Source organism: Kitasatospora sp. NPDC088134 (assembly GCF_044741705.1).
Classification (GTDB): Bacteria; Actinomycetota; Actinomycetes; order Streptomycetales; family Streptomycetaceae; genus Kitasatospora.
On the sequence record NZ_JBIUTD010000001.1, the window covers coordinates 441379 to 458145 of the forward strand.

14 protein-coding genes are annotated in these 16767 nt (G+C 74.2%); 9 read left to right on the forward strand and 5 right to left on the reverse strand.

The genetic code is table 11. The annotated features are described in order from the left end of the window. Positions 1 to 397: 397 nt before the first annotated feature. Positions 398 to 2110: a tetratricopeptide repeat protein gene (locus tag ACIOHG_RS01860; RefSeq protein ID WP_400944185.1), complete on the reverse strand. Its 1713-nt coding sequence runs from the start codon at positions 2108 to 2110 to the stop codon at positions 398 to 400. 242 nt (positions 2111 to 2352) lie between these two features. Further along, positions 2353 to 2802: an SPW repeat protein gene (locus tag ACIOHG_RS01865; protein WP_400944187.1), complete on the reverse strand. Its 450-nt coding sequence runs from the start codon at positions 2800 to 2802 to the stop codon at positions 2353 to 2355. 166 nt (positions 2803 to 2968) lie between these two features. Between ACIOHG_RS01865 and ACIOHG_RS01870 the strand changes: the two genes are divergently transcribed. The 8 genes from ACIOHG_RS01870 (at position 2969) to ACIOHG_RS01905 (ending at position 11467) form a co-directional block, all read left to right on the forward strand. Beyond that, on the forward strand, positions 2969 to 4384 hold the full coding sequence (locus ACIOHG_RS01870) for a phosphoribosyltransferase family protein (RefSeq protein ID WP_400944189.1): 1416 nt from the start codon (positions 2969 to 2971) through the stop codon (positions 4382 to 4384). A gap of 141 nt (positions 4385 to 4525) precedes the next feature. Further along, positions 4526 to 5737, forward strand: coding sequence for a 4-hydroxyphenylpyruvate dioxygenase (gene hppD, locus ACIOHG_RS01875; protein WP_400704488.1), 1212 nt, complete (start codon positions 4526 to 4528; stop codon positions 5735 to 5737). Between the two features lie 49 nt (positions 5738 to 5786). Further along, the gene (locus ACIOHG_RS01880) at positions 5787 to 6974 is read left to right on the forward strand and encodes a homogentisate 1,2-dioxygenase (protein ID WP_400944191.1); all 1188 of its coding nucleotides are present in this window, start codon (positions 5787 to 5789) and stop codon (positions 6972 to 6974) included. Further along, positions 6953 to 7765, forward strand: coding sequence for a hypothetical protein (locus ACIOHG_RS01885; RefSeq protein WP_400944193.1), 813 nt, complete (start codon positions 6953 to 6955; stop codon positions 7763 to 7765). Before ACIOHG_RS01880 ends, ACIOHG_RS01885 begins: the two co-directional genes overlap by 22 nt. Next, the gene (fahA, locus tag ACIOHG_RS01890; RefSeq protein WP_400944195.1) at positions 7762 to 8976 is read left to right on the forward strand and encodes a fumarylacetoacetase; all 1215 of its coding nucleotides are present in this window, start codon (positions 7762 to 7764) and stop codon (positions 8974 to 8976) included. Before ACIOHG_RS01885 ends, fahA begins: the two co-directional genes overlap by 4 nt. 235 nt (positions 8977 to 9211) lie before the next feature. Beyond that, positions 9212 to 9391, forward strand: coding sequence for a hypothetical protein (locus ACIOHG_RS01895; protein ID WP_400944197.1), 180 nt, complete (start codon positions 9212 to 9214; stop codon positions 9389 to 9391). A gap of 98 nt (positions 9392 to 9489) precedes the next feature. Then, positions 9490 to 10551, forward strand: coding sequence for an enoyl-CoA hydratase/isomerase family protein (locus ACIOHG_RS01900; protein ID WP_400944199.1), 1062 nt, complete (start codon positions 9490 to 9492; stop codon positions 10549 to 10551). Between the two features lie 139 nt (positions 10552 to 10690). Further along, entirely contained in the window at positions 10691 to 11467 is a 777-nt protein-coding gene (locus ACIOHG_RS01905) for an enoyl-CoA hydratase (protein WP_400944201.1), read from the forward strand. Positions 11468 to 11489: 22 nt separating this feature from the next. Here the strand turns inward: ACIOHG_RS01905 and ACIOHG_RS01910 are convergent, their stop codons facing one another. Next, positions 11490 to 12521, reverse strand: a complete 1032-nt coding sequence (locus tag ACIOHG_RS01910) for a VanZ family protein (protein WP_400944203.1) — start codon at positions 12519 to 12521, stop codon at positions 11490 to 11492. Positions 12522 to 12608: 87 nt separating this feature from the next. Next, complete coding sequence (locus ACIOHG_RS01915; protein WP_400944205.1) at positions 12609 to 14477, reverse strand: NAD-binding protein; 1869 nt, start codon at positions 14475 to 14477, stop codon at positions 12609 to 12611. A gap of 174 nt (positions 14478 to 14651) precedes the next feature. Here ACIOHG_RS01915 and ACIOHG_RS01920 point away from each other — a divergent pair, with 174 nt between their 5' ends. Beyond that, positions 14652 to 15251, forward strand: coding sequence for an HdeD family acid-resistance protein (locus tag ACIOHG_RS01920; RefSeq protein WP_400944207.1), 600 nt, complete (start codon positions 14652 to 14654; stop codon positions 15249 to 15251). A gap of 74 nt (positions 15252 to 15325) precedes the next feature. On the opposite strand, the gene ACIOHG_RS01925 is transcribed toward ACIOHG_RS01920, so the two are convergent. Further along, on the reverse strand, positions 15326 to 16660 hold the full coding sequence (locus ACIOHG_RS01925) for a lipase family protein (protein ID WP_400944209.1): 1335 nt from the start codon (positions 16658 to 16660) through the stop codon (positions 15326 to 15328). Positions 16661 to 16767: the final 107 nt, after the last annotated feature.

Genomic DNA, 16767 nt, shown 5'->3' on the forward strand with positions numbered 1-16767 from the left:
GAGTGCCGTCCTGGCCAACCTCCCGGCATATGCCGTTCGGTTCCCGGCCGTCCGGCCGTCCACCGGCCGCCACCTGGGATCATGTCGTCCGCGAACCACTTCCGCCCCGGTCGCGCCGGCCGCCCGGGGGCGTCCACGCCGAGGCGCCCGCCCGGACCGATGTTTCAGCACCGAAAACCATGAACACTCCTGGTCCGGGGCGTACGCCGGTGAGAGATGGGGCGCGTGCGACGGGAGTCCACGAACGGTTCTGCGCCCCGGCCGCGTTTTGACGTGAACTTTGCCATGAGCTGACGCGTTCCGATCCCAACGGGCCGTCAATCCGACGATCCGATGAACCGACCAACCCATCGACCGACGGACCGACAGACCGATGGCCCGACCACCGGACGGGTTGTCAGCGGGCCGAGCCGCCCGCGGCGCGCTCCGCCAGCGCGGCGGCCTCCGGCTCCCCGTGCCGGCGCAGGTACCAGGCCAGCCAGGTGAACGACTGCGCGAGCTGCCGCCGCTGGCCGCCGGGCGGGAACCGGACCGGGCGGTCGAGCAGCTCCACCGCCTCCCGGACGAGGGCGGGGACGGGCGCGGTGCGGCGCAGCCGGGCCTCGCGCAGCGCGAGGTTGGTCAGCGCGTGCACCAGGCCGACCAGGTGCTCCTCCGCCTCCGAGGGCGCGGCCCGGTAGCTCGCCACGGCCAGCCGGGACGCCTCCAGGGCCTTGCGGTGCCGACCCGCGTCGGCCCACCGGATGCTCAGGTTGTTCGTCGTCCGGGCCAGGTCGCGCAGCTGCTCCGGCGCCCCGGAGCGGTCCGCGGCGGCCCGCTGGAGCTCCACCGCCTCCCGGGTCGCGGCCAGCGCCTCCCGGTGCCGCCCGAGCGCGGCCAGCCGGGTACCGAGGGTGTCCAGGCACTCGGCGAGCAGCGGCGCCGTCCGACCGCCGTCCGCCGCCACCAGCGCCCGGCGGATCGCCGCCGACTCCTCCAGCACGCCGATCGCCTCCCCGGGCCGCTCCGCCCACCCGAGCACGAGCCCCAGGTCGTGCAGCACCGCCGCCAGCGCGGCCCGCTCCCGCGCCCCACCGCCCGGCAGCCCCCGCGCAAGCTCCACCGCCGCCCGGAACTCCCCCACCGCCGCCCCGTACGCCCCCCGCCGTGCCGACGCGTGCCCCCGCGCCGCCCCCTCGGCGATCCTCCGCAACGCCTCCTCCACCACCCCGTCCACCGGGGCCCCGTCCATCGGGGCCCCGTCCGCCGGGGGCGGTCCCGGGCGGTCGGCGGGCACGGCGGGCACGATCAGGCCGTCCGGGCCGATGCGGTAGCCGGCCCGGTGCAGGGTGGCGTCCAGGTGGGCGGTGAGCTCGGGGTGCCGGTGAGCGGCGTGGCGGCGGGTGGCCGCGATCTCGGGGAGCAGCCCGTCCCGTTCCCGGTGCTGTCCGGTGTGCGCCAACTCCTGGGCCAGGCTGAGCAGGGCGGCCCAGTACGCGACCAGGTGCGGGTCGCTTCCCCCGCCCAGGGCGCGGTACCCGGCGACCGCCTCGCGGGCGGCGTCGACGGCCTCCGCGTGCTGCCCGTCCTCGCCCAGCGCGATGCCCAGGTCGGCCAGCGCGGAGGCGAGTTCGGCGGCCGACTCGGTGCCGGGCTGCCAGTGGGTGGCCGCGCGCCGCAGGGCCACCGCCTCCCGGACGGCCGCCACCGCCGCCGCCCGGGCGCCCGTCCCGGCCAGCTGGTTCGCCAGGTTCTCCAGCGCGGCGGCCAGCGGTGGTCCGAACAGCGGGCCGTCCTCGTCCGCCAACTTCCGGTACAGGTCGACGGATTCGCGGGCCACCGGCAGCGCCCGGGCCCGTTCGCCGCGCACCCCGGTGGAGAGCGACTGCCGGTACAGCGCGGCAGCCAGGCCCGGCCGGTACTCGGGGCGTTCGCGCGCCAACGTCCTTGCGGCGTCCACGCATTCGGCCAGCGCGGCCTCCTCCTCGACGGCCCGCACCGGGTCGCCGAGCAGCGCCCCGGCCCATCGGTGCAGCGCCTCCACCAGCTCCGGCAGCCCCGCCGCACCCCTCGCCCGGGCCACCGCCACCCGCGCCCGCAGCTCCGCCAACTCCCGCTCCCGGTCGGCCATCCACCCCTCCCCCGTCGCACCCGTCGCCCCCCGTTTCCCCGTCCGGGAACGAACCCACGCCCCACCGGGCCCCACCGTGACGGACCTGTCGCAGTCCGTTCACCTCCCCGCCCCTCGCCCCGTGCGCGGCAGGGCCGGCCTTCACCGAGTGGGCCCGAACGCGGTCCTGCCCGCCCCGGTCGCGGGATCGGGACGGGCAGAACGCTTCGGAACGGACGGGACGGACGGACCGGGGCGGTGCGTCAGCGGCGGCGGGCCGATCCGCCGGTCATTCCCGCGATGACCATGCCGACCGCGGCCAGCGCCAGGCAGGTCATGACGCCGCCGGTGATCACGTTGGTCAGGATCGTCCGCCGGATGTGCGCGCCGCCGTTGACGGCCCACGGCGCGATGACCGTCCACGCGCCGATCGCCACGCAGGCCCAGGCCCGGGCGTGGGTGCGCCCGAACGCCGAGCCGTAGCCGGCCATCAGCACCGCGTAGGCGAGGCCGAGGACCAGGTTGCTGACGGTCAGGGCCCCGAAGACGGTGTAGCCGACCACCCAGGGCGAGATCGCCAGGAACAGGCCGGCGCAGATCGCCATCGCCTCCGTACCCTGCCCCGCGGTCGTCGACGTGACGCGCTCCGCGTGCTCGCGCAGGGCCAGGATGTCCGGATGGTGTTCCATACCCGACGGCAGTTGGGTCGACACCGGGACCACCTCCTCGTACTCCTCGTACAGCTCTGGACTTGTGAACCCATGAGGTCGCTACCCGCCCTGGGCTGTTTGTAACGCTACCCACCGGTTTGTCCTTATTTGTTACTTATCTACGGACGTGGCGGGCGCGCGTACCGTGGAAGGCGGAGAGGTTTCCGCCATGGAATGCGCCGAGCAGTTCGCCGACCGGCAGGACGCGGGCCGCCGCCTCGCGGCCGCCCTCACCGCGGCCGAACCCACCCTCGCCACCGCCCCCGGGCCCGCCGCCCCCGACCCCGCCGTCGTCGTGGTCGCGCTGCCGCGCGGCGGTGTGCCGGTCGGCGCGGAGGTGGCGGCGGCCCTGCACGCGCCCCTGGACGTGTGCGCGGTGCGGAAGATCGGGGTGCCGGGGCAGCCGGAGGTGGCGATGGGGGCGGTGGGCGAGGACGGCGCCCGGGTGGTGGGGCAGCGGGTGGTGGACGCGGCGGGCGTGGGGCCGGCCGCGTTCGCGGCGGCCGAGGCCCGGGCCCGGACCGAGCTGGCCCGGGTCGCGGCGGCGTACCGCGGGGAGCGGACCCCGCCGGCGCTGACGGGGCGGACGGCGGTGGTGGTGGACGACGGGGTGGCGACGGGGGCGACGGCGCTGGCGGCCTGCCGGACGGTCCGGGACCGGGGCGCGGCCCGGGTGGTGCTGGCGGTGCCGGTCGCCGCGCCCGACTGGACGGCGGAGCTGGGCCGGGCCGCGGACGCATACGTCGCGGTGTGCGTCCCGACCGGCTTCCGGGCGGTCGGCGCGTACTACCGCGACTTCCGGCAGGTCACCGACGCCGAGGTGCTGGCCGCCCTCGCCGGGTCCGCCCGCCCCGAGTCCGAGTCCGACCGATCCCTCCCCGCCGCTGCCAACCCCTCCGCATTCGAACTGCCGCTGGACACCGGTCCGGCGGCCGTCACGGTGCCCGAACGCCCGCTCGGCGTCGTGCTGTTCGCGCACGGCAGCGGCTCCGGCCGGGACAGTCCGCGCACCCGGCGGGTGGCCGGGGAGCTGCACGCCCGCGGGCTGGCCACCGTCCGGTTCGACCTGTTGACGGAGCGCGAGGCGGAGGAGGGGTGGAAGCTCTTCGACCCGGGGCTGCTGGGCGGGCGGCTGGTGGCGGCGACCCGAGCCGCGACCGGCCACCGGGCGCTGCGCGGGCTGCCGTTCGGGTACTTCGGCGCGAGCACGGGCGCGGCGGCGGCGCTGTGGGCGGCGGCCGAGCCGGGGGTGCGGCCGGGGGCGGTGGTGTCGCGGGGCGGGCGGCCCGACCTGGCGGAGGTCCGGCTGCCGCTGGTGCGGGCGCCGGTGCTGCTGGTGGTCGGCGGGGCGGACGAGGAGGTGCTGGAGCTGAACCGGCGGGCCCGGGCCGCGCTGCGCTGCCCGTCCGCGCTCCAGGTGGTCCCGGGCGCGGGCCACCTGTTCGAGGAGCCGGGTGCGCTGGCGGCGGTCGCGGAACTGGCCGCGCACTGGTTCGTCCGCCACCTCACCACCCACGCCACTCCCCGCAGCCCCACCGACGGCCCGCCGGGGCGAAGATCGTCCGAAGGGGCGGCGAGCGGGTGAACCACTGGACAATCCGCCCAGTCGCACCGCCGTCCGGCTGCTCATCTTGTACACATTGAGCAGCCGGAATCGGACCTGTTGCCCACCTCACCGAGCAGGAGCAAGCTCTGCGCAACCGACCTCGACGTGGAGGAATGCCCCATGACCGCCGACGCCGCCGTTGAACTGACCCCCGAGGAGCTGGAGGCCGGACTGACGGCCGAGCAGCTGCGCACCCTGGTGGGCCTGGTCGAGTACGACGCCTCGACCGACCCGTTCCCGGTGACCGCCCAGGACGCCGTGGTGTTCGTGGTGGGCAACGCGACCCAGACGGCGCAGTTCTACCAGGCCGTGTTCGGCATGGAGCTGGTCGCGTACTCGGGCCCGGAGACCGGCCGCCGCGACCGCAAGGCGTTCGTGCTGCGCTCGGGCTCCTGCCGCTTCGTGATCAAGGGCGGCGTGTCGCCGGACAGCCCGCTGCTGGACCACCACCGCCGGCACGGCGACGGCGTGGTCGACCTGGCGATGGAGGTCCCGGACGTGGACAAGTGCATCGCGCACGCCCGCGCCCAGGGCGCCACCATCCTGGAGGAGCCGAACGACGTCTCGGACGAGCACGGCACCGTGCGCCGGGCCGCGATCGCCGCGTACGGCGAGACCCGGCACACCCTGGTCGACCGCTCCCGCTACACCGGCCCGTACCTGCCGGGCTACGTGGCCCGCGAGTCGACGGTGGTCCGCCCGGAGGGCGCGCCGAAGCGGCTGTTCCAGGCGCTGGACCACGCGGTGGGCAACGTCGAGCTGGGCAAGATGGACGAGTGGGTGTCGTTCTACAACCGCGTCATGGGCTTCGTGAACATGGCGGAGTTCGTCGGCGACGACATCGCCACCGACTACTCGGCGCTGATGTCGAAGGTGGTGGCGAGCGGCAACCACCGGGTGAAGTTCCCGCTGAACGAGCCGGCCATCGCCAAGAAGAAGTCGCAGATCGACGAGTACCTGGAGTTCTACACCGGTCCGGGCTGCCAGCACATGGCGCTGGCCACCAACGACATCCTCACCACCGTCGACGTGCTGCGCTCGCGCGGCGTGGAGTTCCTGAACACCCCGGACTCCTACTACGACGACCCGGAGCTGCGCGAGCGGATCGGCCACGTCCGGGTGCCGATCGAGGAGTTGAAGTCGCGGGGCATCCTGGTGGACCGTGACGAGGACGGCTACCTGCTGCAGATCTTCACCAAGCCGATCGGCGACCGGCCGACCGTGTTCTACGAGTTCATCGAGCGGCACGGTTCGCTGGGCTTCGGCAAGGGCAACTTCAAGGCCCTGTTCGAGGCGATCGAGCGCGAGCAGGACCGGCGCGGCAACCTCTGACGGGTAGTCACGGACGACGGGGTCACGGACGACAGGGAGAAGCGGGACGATGGCGTACTACCGGCAGCTGGGCTCGGTGCCGCCCAAGCGGCACACGCAGCACCGCACCCCCGAAGGGGGCCTGTACTACGAGGAGTTGATGGGTGAGGAGGGCTTCTCCTCGGACTCCTCGCTGCTGTACCACCGGCACATCCCGTCGGCGGTGACGGCCGCCTCGGTGTGGGAGCTGCCGGACCAGTCCACCACCGCCAACCTCCCGCTGCTCCCGCGCCACCTGAAGCTGCACGAGCTGTTCCCGGGCGAGGAGTGGAAGTCCGCGGACGCCGTCACCGGCCGCCGGCTGGTGCTCGGCAACGCGGACGTCCGGATCTCCTACGTCGCGGCGGGCGCGCCCAGCGAGCTGTACCGCAACGGGCTGGGCGACGAGTGCGTGTACGTGGAGTCCGGAACCGCCGTGCTGGAGACGGTGTTCGGGACGCTGACGGTCGGGCCGGGCGACTACGTGCTGATCCCCCGGGCCACCACCCACCGCTGGGTGCCGACCGGGGACGCGCCGCTGCGCGCGTACTGCATCGAGGCGAACAGCCACATCACCCCGGCCCGCCGCTACCTGTCGAAGTTCGGCCAGCTCCTGGAGCACGCGCCGTTCTGCGAACGGGACTTGCGCGGGCCGGAGGGTCCGCTGCTGGTCGACGGCGGCGAGGTGGACGTGCTGGTCAAGCACCGCGGCCCGGGCGGCGTGGTCGGGACGCGCTACACGGTGCCCCACCACCCGTTCGACGTGGTGGGTTGGGACGGCTGCCTGTACCCGTACGCGTTCAACATCGCGGACTACGAGCCGATCACCGGGCGGGTGCACCAGCCGCCGCCGGCCCACCAGGTGTTCGAGGGCAACAACTTCGTGATCTGCAACTTCGTGCCGCGCAAGGTGGACTACCACCCGCTGTCGATCCCCGTGCCGTACTACCACGCGAACGTGGACAGCGACGAGGTGATGTTCTACTGCGGCGGCAACTACGAGGCCCGCAAGGGCTCCGGGATCGGCCAGGGGTCGATCTCGCTGCACCCGGGCGGCCACACCCACGGCCCGCAGCCGGGGGCGTACGAGCGCTCGATCGGCGTGGAGTTCTTCGACGAGCTGGCGGTGATGGTGGACACCTTCCGCCCGCTGGAGCTCGGCGAGGCCGCGACCGCGAGCGAGGACCCGAACTACGCGTGGACCTGGGCGAGGCGATGACCGTTCCCGAGCTGTACCGCGGCCTGTTCGACGACGCCGCGGTGTTCCCGCCCGGCGACCTGCCGCTGGCCGAGGCCGTTCCGGCGCACCGGGCGCACCGCGCCGCCTGGTACGCCGCCTCGGTCGGCCCGCTGCTGGCTCCGGTCGACGCCCTGGCCGAACTGCGCGTGTTGGAGCCGGAGTTCGCGATCGGCCTGGTGGTCGGTCCGGGCCGGCTGGCCGAAGCGCTGAAGGCGGCGGACGGCCTGCGGGTCGCCACCGTCGAGTACGCGGCGGGCGAGGACGTGAAGGCGGCGGTGGCGGAGCTGGACGCGCTGCTGCCGGAGGGCGTCGGGGCGGCCGTCGAACTGCCGCGCTCGGAGCGGCTGGAGGACGGCCTGGACGCTCTGGCCGGCACCCGCTACCGAGCCAAGTACCGTACCGGCGGCCTGAGTTACGCGGCGTTCCCGTCCGTCACCGAGCTGGCCGCCTTCCTGCTGGGCTGTGCCGAGCGCGAGCTGCCGTACAAGTGCACGGCGGGCCTGCACAACGCCGTCCGACACACCGACCTGGGCACCGGCTACGAGCACCACGGATTCCTCAACCTGCTGCTGGCGGCAGGGAGTTCCGACCGCTCGCAGGCCGTCGAACTGCTCGCCGAGCGGGACGGGGCCCGACTGGCCACCGCCGTCGAGTCGCTGACGGCCGCTCAGGTCGCCGCGATCCGCCGCGCCTTCACCTCCTTCGGCACCTGTAGCATCGCCGAGCCGCTGGAAGACCTCGCCCGACTCGGCCTCCTGGAGACCCCGTGAGCACCACCTGGCTGTCCCTGCCCGACGATTCGCCGTTCGGCGTGCACAACCTGCCGTACGGCGTGTTCACCGCCGCCGACCGGCCCGGCCGGCGGCGGATCGGCGTCCGGATCGGCGACCTGGTGCTGGACGCCGGGGCGGCCGCCCGGGCGGTCGGCGAGCCGTCCGACCTGCTGACCGCGGAGAACCTCAACCCGCTGATGGCGTCCGGCCGTTCGAGCTGGACGGCGGTGCGCGCGGCGCTCACCTCCTGGCTGACCGACCAGGCGCACCGGGCCGCCGTCGAGCCCTGCCTGCTCGACCTGGCGGAGGTGGAGCTGCACCTGCCGTTCGAGGTCGCCGACTACGTCGACTTCTACGCCTCCGAGCACCACGCCACCAACCTCGGGAAGATCTTCCGCCCGGGGCAGGAGCCGCTCACCCCGAACTGGAAGCACCTGCCGATCGGCTACCACGGCCGCTCCGGCACCGTCGTGGTCTCCGGCACCCCGGTGACCCGCCCGCACGGCCAGCGCAAGGCCCCGGCGGACGCCGCGCCGAGCTTCGGCCCGTCCCGCCGCCTGGACATCGAGGCCGAGGTCGCGTTCGTGGTCGGCACGCCGAGCACCATGGGCACGCCGGTCGCGCTGGCCGACTTCGCCGAGCACGTCTTCGGCGTCTGCCTGCTCAACGACTGGTCGGCGCGCGACCTCCAGGCCTGGGAGTACGTGCCGCTCGGCCCGTTCCTCGGCAAGTCCTTCGCCACCTCGCTCTCCCCCTGGGTGGTCCCGCTGGACGCGCTGCGGCACGCCCGGGTCGAGCCGCCGGCCCGCGACGTGGAGCCGCTGCCCTACCTGGACGACCGCAAGGCCGAGCCCTGGGGCCTGGACCTGGCGATCGAGGTCGCGCTGAACGGGCACACCGTCTCCCGCCCGCCGTTCGCCACCATGTACTGGACCGCCGCCCAGCAGCTCGCCCACCTCACCGCCAACGGCGCCAGCCTGCGCACCGGCGACCTGTACGCCTCCGGCACGGTCTCCGGCCCCGAGCCGGACACCCGCGGCGCGCTGATCGAGCTGACCTGGAACGGCGAGCAGCCGCTCACCCTCCCCGACGGCACCTCGCGCACCTTCCTGGAGGACGGCGACGAGGTGGCCATCACCGCCACCGCCCCCGGGCCGGGGGGCCTGCGGGTCGGCTTCGGCGAGGTCATCGGTCGGATCACCGGCTGATCCGCCGATCGTCCGACCCGATGGCGAGCTGATCGGACCCCGTGCTGCGGGCGCGTCAATCGCGCGTCCGCAGCACGCCGCCGTACGGGTGAGATTCCGGGGCCGCAAACCCCTCCGCCGCTAGAAGTTGACGCACACCCAGCGGTTCCTCCCCTAGCCCGGCCGCCCACGCCGGGCGGCGAAGGGAGGGCCGCGACACCACTGCGGACAACTCTCTCCCCGGAGGACCCCGATGATGAAGCTGCGCACCCTGGTCTGCGGAGCCGCGCTCGCCGCCGCCAACCTGCTGATGCCCGTGCCGCAGGCCCAGGCGCTGCCGATCTCCCCCCACCCCGTCGAGCTGTGCGGCTTCGCCCCGCGCCCGCTCGCCCCCACCGGCCCGGTCCTGGTCACCATGCCGCTGCGCCCCTGCTGACCGGGGCCGGCCGTCCCCGCACCCCACCGGGCCCGCCGCCCTTCCCGGCGGGCTCGGTACGGTGCGGGGAGGATCTTCGTACTTTCCGGACGGAAGCGGTGAGCACCGTGCCCCATGACCCGCAGCAGGACGTACTGGTCGAACGGACCGGCCGCACCGGCCGGATCACGCTGAACCGGCCGCGCGCCCTCAACTCGCTGACCCACGCGATGCTGGAGACCGTCCGGGCCGCCCTGGACGCCTGGGCCGAGGACGACGCGGTCGGCAACGTGCTGCTCACCGGCGCGGGCGAGCGCGGCCTGTGCGCGGGCGCCGACATCCGGGCGCTGCACGACGACGCCAAGCTCGGCGGCGCGGGCGGCCGGGCGTTCTTCCGGGTCGAGTACCCGCTGAACGAGCTGATCTCGCGCTACCCGAAGCCGTACGTCGCGCTGATGGACGGCATCACCATGGGCGGCGGCGTCGGCCTGTCCGCGCACGCCGCCGTCCGGGTGGTCACCGAGCGCTCCGCCGTCGCCATGCCGGAGACCCGGATCGGCCTGGTCCCCGACGTCGGCGGCAGCCGCCTGCTGGCCCGCGCCCCCGGCGAGCTGGGCACCCACCTGGCGCTCACCGCCGCCACCATGACCGCCGGCGACGCCCTGTACTGCGGCTTCGCCGACCACTACGTGCCCTCCGCAGCGCTGCCCGACCTGGTCGCGGCGCTGGCCGCCGGCGGGGGCGTCGAGCCCTTCGCCGCCCCCGCACCGGAGTCCGAACTCGCCGCCCAGCGCGACTGGATCGACCACTGCTACGGCGCCGACAGCGTCGAGGAGATCCTGGAGCGGCTGGCGGCCACCGGCCTGCCCGCCGCCAAGGAGGCCGCCGAGCAGCTGCTCGGCAAGTCCCCGACCATGCTCAAGGTGACGCTGGCGGCGCTGCGCCGGGCCCGCGAACTGCCCTCGCTGGCCGCGACCCTGGACCAGGAGTACCGGATCTCCTGCGCCGCGCTGGACCACCCCGACCTGGTCGAGGGCATCCGCGCCCAGGTGGTCGACAAGGACCGGAACCCGCACTGGCGCCCCGCCACCCTGGCCGAGGTCTCCCCCACCGACGTCGCACGCTTCTTCGCCGTCCCGCCCGGCGGCGACTTGGGGCTGGTGGGAACCCGGGCGGGGTGACCCCGGGGTGGCCTCGGGACGACCCCGGGGCGATCTCGGGGTGACCATCGTCTCGCCTGTCGAGACTGGCGGCCGGGCCCCGGTTCGGAGATCGTATCCACCGGCAGTGTTCCCTCAGCGTGGAGAGGAAGAAGCGGCGATGACCGAGTACGAGACGATCCTGGTGGACCGCAAGGGCCGGGTCGGCATCATCACCCTCAACCGGCCGGAGGCGCTGAACGCGCTCAACACCCGGCTGATGAACGAGGTGGTGGCGGCGGCGAAGTCGTTCGACCGCGACCCGGAGATCGGCGCGCTGGTGATCACCGGCTCCGCGAAGGCCTTCGCGGCCGGCGCCGACATCAAGGAGATGCAGGACAACCGCTTCCCGGACGTCTACCTGGACGACTGGCTCGGCCCCTGGGACGAGCTGGGCCGACTGCGCAAGCCGGTGGTCGCCGCGGTCGCGGGCTACGCGCTGGGCGGCGGCTGCGAGTTGGCGATGCTGTGCGACATCCTGATCGCCGCCGACACCGCGAAGTTCGGCCAGCCCGAGATCAAGCTCGGCGTGATCCCCGGCATCGGCGGCTCCCAGCGCCTGACCCGCGCCGTCGGCAAGGCGAAGGCCATGGACCTCTGCCTCACCGGCCGGATGATGCCCGCCGAGGAGGCCGAACGGGCCGGCCTGGTCTCCCGCATCGTCCCCGCCGACGACCTCCTCACCGAGGCCCTGGCCGTCGCCGAGACCGTCGCCGCGATGTCCCTCCCGGCCGCCGTCATGATGAAGGAATCCGTCAACCGCGCCTTCGAGACCACCCTCGCCGAGGGCGTCCGCTTCGAACGCCGACTCTTCCACGCCGCCTTCGCCACCGCCGACCAGAAGGAGGGCATGGCCGCCTTCGCCGCCAAGCGCCCGGCCGAGTTCACCAACCGCTAGCCCCGCCCTCCCGGACCGGCCGTCAACGGGGCTGGTACTGCTGGGACCGGTACTGCTGGAACTGGACGACCCGGCCGTCGGCGGTGATGTCGGCAATGCTCACCGCGCCGCCGACGGTCCAGCTGAAGCGGTGGCTGCCGTCCTGGCCGACGCCCTCGGCCAGGACGGGTGCGGGGGCGCCGGGGAGCCACCGGTCGGCGAAGCGGTCGGCGGCGGTGCGGGCCTGCTGGAGGCTGCCGGGGGCGGCGGGGCCGGGCAGCGGGCTGTTGAGGCCGACCAGGCGGCCGGTGGGCCAGTCGAGCTCGAAGGAGGAGCGCTCCAGGGTGACGGCCAGCCGGTTGTGGCCGTAACCGTCCTGGGAGTACTGGGTCCTGAGCACCCTCGTGCCCGGCCCGAACAGCAACTCGGCGTCCTTGGCCGCGAGTTCCCGCTGCTCGGCGGTGGCGTCGGCGGTCCCCGAGACCGGGGCCGGGTCGATGACGAACAGCTGGAGCGGCACGACCGGGACGGCGAGGGCCGCCAGCAGCACCGGCGCGGCGATCAACTCCCTCCGGCGGGGCCGGAGTCGACGGCGCAGCAGCAGCCGGCCCAGGCAGCCGAGGGCGACGCCGAGCAGCGCGCCGAGGCTGTTGGCCTGCAGGTCACTGGCGTCGCAGGCCCGGCCGATGCCGGGGAGCAGGGCCTGGGCGGTCTCGGTGGCGGCGGTCAGGCCGAGCAGGGCGGCGGTGACCAGGACGGGGCGGCCGAGGGCGAGGACGGCGAACAGGCCGAGCGGGACGTACATCAGCACGTTCAGCCGGCCCTCCTCGCGGGCGAGGGTGAAGTCGAGGTCGGTGCCGAGCGCGCAGATCGCGTGCGGCCCGCCGCCGCCCTGACCGCTGGGGAAGAGCGTCGCGGTGAGCTCACCGGCCAGCGCGAGCGTGAGCAACAGCAGGGACCAGCGCGGGAGTTCGCGGCGCCGGGCGAGCAGCAGGGCGGCCGGGCCGAGCAGCAGGGCGAGGGCCAGGAAGGTCGGCACCAGCCCGGGGCTGCCGTTCAGAACAGCGCTGATCATCGGTTCTCCGTCCGGTCGGCAGCCCCGCCGCGGCCATGGCTGACAGCTCGTCAATTCCCTTGCGGGAGAGGCGATCCTACCGTTCGTCTACTGAATGACGCGGGCCAGGCCGGCCCGGGTGGCGGCGATGACGATGCGGTCGCCGGGGAGGAGGCGGCGGGAGCGGTCGGCGAAGTTCCACTGGTAGACCTCGGCGCGCCGTTGGAGGCGGACGGCGAGGACCCGGACGCCGCCCTCGCGTTCGAGGTCGCCGATGTTCTGGTCGGCGAGGGCGGTGCCCTCCTCGACGGTGAGTTCGGCGATCAGCAGGACGTGGCGGAACACCGAGAGGGTGCCGAGGACTTCACGGCCCATCAGGGCGGCGGCGAAGGCGGGCGCGGCCAGGTAGGAGACCGAGCGGGAGGCCACGTTGCCGAGGGTGGCGTACACGTGGTGGGCGAAGTCGTCGTCGAACAGCCTTACCACGATCCGGACTTCGGGCCGGACGGCGCGGGCCTCCAGGGCGGCTTCGAGGTTGGCGGCGTCGTCGGAGGTGACGGCGACCACGGCCCGGGCGTGCTTGACCCGGGCCTGCTTGAGCTGGGCCTCCAGCGGGCCGTCGCCGATCAGGACGGGGATGCCGAGGGCGCGGGCGGCGGCGATGCCGCGGGCACTCGGGTCGCGTTCCAGGCAGACCACGGGCAGCCCGCTGCCGTGGATCAGGGTGGCGACCCGGGTGCCGACGTTGCCGAGGCCGACCACGATGACGTGGTCGCGGGTGCGGGCCCCGGGCGGGCGGGGCGCACCGCGGCGCCCGCTGGCCAGCGCCTCGACCACGATGGCGGTGGCGACGGGGACGAAGGTGATGCCGCAGAAGGTGATCAGCACCTGGGCGGCCCGGGCCCAGGAGTCGCCGAGCACCTGCTGCCCGGGGATGTCGGGCTGCACGGCGCCGGCCGCGTCGAGCAGGGTGAAGTACAGCGTCCAGCCGAAGCCGCCGGGGTGGGTGCTGTGCCGGGCCAGTACGGCGGCGCCGACCGCGATCGCCGCGAAGGCGGTGATCAGGATCATCCGGAGCCGGGTGTTGGTGAAGTACTTGAGGCCGTCGAGCAGCCACCACTTGAGGCGCTTGGCGAGCGGCGGGCGCAGCGGCGGCGGGGTCTCCAGGGGCTGGAGGGCGGCGAGGCCGCCGCGGTCGGCGGGGGCGGGGTCGGCGGGGCGGCCGAGGACGATCGGGCCCTCGCCGCTGCCGAAGCGCTCGGCGATCCGGATGAAGTCGGCGGCCCGGCCGCCGGTCTCCGGCAGCAGGCGCAGCCGGGTGAGGTCCTGGCGGTCGATCCGGTCGGCGACCAGGCAGATCTGGTTGCTGCGGATGTCCTCGTCGTAGGCGACGTAGAGGTGGCGGCCGCCGACCTCGACGGTGTGCGGGCGGGCCAGCGCCCCGTTGGTGAAGGCGGGGGCGGCGGTGGCGGAGCCGGAGAGCGCGGCGCAGTTGGGGAGCAGCTTCTCCAGGTGCTCGCCGAGGCGCTGGTTGTAGATCCGCAGCACGATCCGGATGCCGGGGTTGCGGTTCTCGGCGGCCAGCGCGGCGTGGATGTTCTCCTGGTCGGTGCCGTCCATCAGGGCGACGCCGCGGGCGCGTTCGACACCGGCGGCGCCGAGGGCCTCGCCGGTGACGGTGGAGTGCTCCAGGACGGCGGCGACGCCCGGGATCTGACGGATCGCCGGGCCGTGCTCGCGGGAGCTGTCGGGGACGACCACGACCACGGGGACTTCGTACTGCTCGGTGAGTTCGAGGATCAGCCGGTGGGCGAGCGAGTTGCCGCCGCAGACGATGTAGTGCCCGCTGATCTCCGTACCGGCCGCCGTACCGGTCGCCGCACCGGTCTCCGCCGACTGCTCCCCGGTGCCGCCGTCGCCGTCCGGGTCGGTGTGCTCCCGAACGGCCGGTGGGCTCCCCCGCCCCTGATCCGTCATAGCGTCAGATAGTAGACGGCGGGGCCGGGCGAACGGGTGAACGGACGGTAGCGGAACCGGGTGCGCGGGGCGGGGGCGGTTCGTCCGTCCGGCGGACTCCGTGGTGCCCGGGAGTGGACGGGCGCGGAGGCTGGGGGTGTCCTGCCCGTCCCGCCGCGGCCTCCCGGAGGAACCATGAGCGCCCCGTACCGGATCGATTCCCGTGACGACCTGCCAGGTCCGTTCCAGCAACTGGCCCGCCTGGCCTGGCAGGCGGTGCTGGCCGGCGGCCTGGTCTCGCTCGCGCTGGGGATCGTCGTGCTGGTCTGGCCGAAGCAGACGCTGTGGGTGGTCGGCGTGCTGTTCGGCCTGTACCTGCTGGTGATCGGCGTGGTGCAGCTGTTCGCCGCGTTCGGCACGCACGCGGCGACGGCGCTGCGGGTGCTGGCGTTCATCAGCGGCGCGCTCTGCGTGCTGCTGGGGCTGCTGTGCTTCCGGTCGGCGGCGCAGTCGGTGCTGCTGCTGGCGCTGTGGATCGGCATCGGCTGGCTGTTCCGCGGCATCACGCAGCTGGCGGCGGTGGCCTCCGACCCGCTGATGCCGGCCCGCGGCTGGCAGGGCTTCGTCGGCGGCCTGAGCGTGCTGGCGGGCATCGTGCTGATGGTGTGGCCGGCCCACTCGATCACCGCGCTGGCGGTGCTGGCGGCCTGCGGGCTGATCGTGATCGGCGTGACCGAGGTGGTCGCGGCGCTGCGCATCCGGGGCGGCGCGAAGCTGTACCCGCGCGAGCTCTGACCGTACGTCGACACACCGCGGGGCCCGTCCGGAACCTTTCCGGGCGGGCCCCGCGGCATGGGCGTGACGGGGCCTCAGCCGGCCAGCGCGGGGCGCTCCGGGGCGAGGGAGTTGCCGGCCGGGATCCAGCCGCAGTCGCTGGGCGCGGACTTCCCGGCGAAGCGGTCGTTCAGGTAGAGCACGGCGGTGGGCGCCCACGGGACGGCCGCGCCGAGGTGGCTGAGCAGGTCGTACTGCTGGTACTTGACCTTGCTGTTGCCGGTGGCGCAGTACTGCCGGGCCAGGCTGCGGACGTCGCCGGCCACCATCACGCCGTCGCCGGTGCCGATGCCGGGCAGGTTGCTGAAGGTGCCCTCCAGCACGCCGCCGTTGCCCTGGGCGATGTAGCCGGGCACGGTGGGGGTGGGCGCGGAGCCGAGGTTGACCTTGTTGACGGCCTCCAGGAAGGCGGGCGCCGAGTTCGGGTCCGCGTACTGCGGCTTGGCGAGCTTCTGCCAGCTCAGGCCGGGGTACTGGCCGAGCGCGTTGACGATGGACGCGTCCTGCATCTTCGCGTACACCTGCTTGCCGTAGTCGCTCAGGTAGGGCGTCAGGTCGAGGTCGTAGGCGCGGGCCACGCCGATGATCGCCATCGGGATGACGCCGGGCCAGACCAGGCCGCCCGCCACGTACTTGAGGTTGTGCGCGGGGTCGACCAGCAGGCCGCCCTCGGCGAAGCCGACCAGGCGGCGGTTGACGTCGGGGGCGTAGGACGGGGCGAGCGCGGCGGCCCAGTTGGTGGCGATGGCGCCGCCGGAGTAGCCGAGCATGCCGACCCGGGTCTCGGCGCTCATGCCGGTGGCCGGGGAGGCGGAGGCGGCCCGGATCGAGTCCAGGGTGGTGGTGCCGTACTCGGGCCCGGCGGCGAAGTCGGCGCGCTGGCCCTCGGTGTCGGGGATCAGCACGTCGTAGCCCTGGGCCACGAACGGGACCACGAACAGCGCCTCGGCGTTGGCGATCGCGCCGCCCAGCGAGACGTCCCCGGCGACCGCGCGGGACGGGCCGTCGGCCGGGTTCAGCGAGTCGTAGAAGGACTGGTACGACACGGCCTTGGAGCCGTCGCTGCCCAGCCCGCGCACCACGGTGGTGACGCCGGCCGAGGGGCGGCCCTGCGCGTCGGTGGTGCGGAACAGCAGCTGGACGGCCTGGACCGGGGTGGGCAGTCCGAGCAGGTGGTACGAGAGGGTGCGGGTCTTCAGCACGGTGCCGGGCGCGTACGAGGACAGCGGGGCGGCGCCGTCGTACGCGTAGAACGGGTCGGTCCCGGCGGTGGCGGAGGTGGCCGCGGCGGCGGTCACGGCCGGGGCGGCGGTGGCGACCGCGACGGCGGCGAGGGCGGTGGCGATCAGCCGGGCGGCGGCTCGGGGCATGGCGGCTCTCCCGTTTCTGACTGGCGGGTGGGGGATCTGCGACCTGGACAACGGTGGGGGATCGCAAGAGTTACCTACGGGTAGGTAACCTCCGGTGACCATCATGG

Coding starts and splice junctions, on each gene's coding strand:
- ACIOHG_RS01860 (WP_400944185.1), bottom strand. CDS start 2,110: ATGGCCGACCGGGAGCGGGAGTTGGCGGAGCTGCGGGCGCGGGTGGCG.
- ACIOHG_RS01870 (WP_400944189.1), top strand. CDS start 2,969: ATGGAATGCGCCGAGCAGTTCGCCGACCGGCAGGACGCGGGCCGCCGC.
- hppD (WP_400704488.1), top strand. CDS start 4,526: ATGACCGCCGACGCCGCCGTTGAACTGACCCCCGAGGAGCTGGAGGCC.
- ACIOHG_RS01880 (WP_400944191.1), top strand. CDS start 5,787: ATGGCGTACTACCGGCAGCTGGGCTCGGTGCCGCCCAAGCGGCACACG.
- ACIOHG_RS01895 (WP_400944197.1), top strand. CDS start 9,212: ATGAAGCTGCGCACCCTGGTCTGCGGAGCCGCGCTCGCCGCCGCCAAC.
- ACIOHG_RS01905 (WP_400944201.1), top strand. CDS start 10,691: ATGACCGAGTACGAGACGATCCTGGTGGACCGCAAGGGCCGGGTCGGC.
- ACIOHG_RS01910 (WP_400944203.1), bottom strand. CDS start 12,521: ATGATCAGCGCTGTTCTGAACGGCAGCCCCGGGCTGGTGCCGACCTTC.
- ACIOHG_RS01915 (WP_400944205.1), bottom strand. CDS start 14,477: ATGACGGATCAGGGGCGGGGGAGCCCACCGGCCGTTCGGGAGCACACC.
- ACIOHG_RS01920 (WP_400944207.1), top strand. CDS start 14,652: ATGAGCGCCCCGTACCGGATCGATTCCCGTGACGACCTGCCAGGTCCG.
- ACIOHG_RS01925 (WP_400944209.1), bottom strand. CDS start 16,660: ATGCCCCGAGCCGCCGCCCGGCTGATCGCCACCGCCCTCGCCGCCGTC.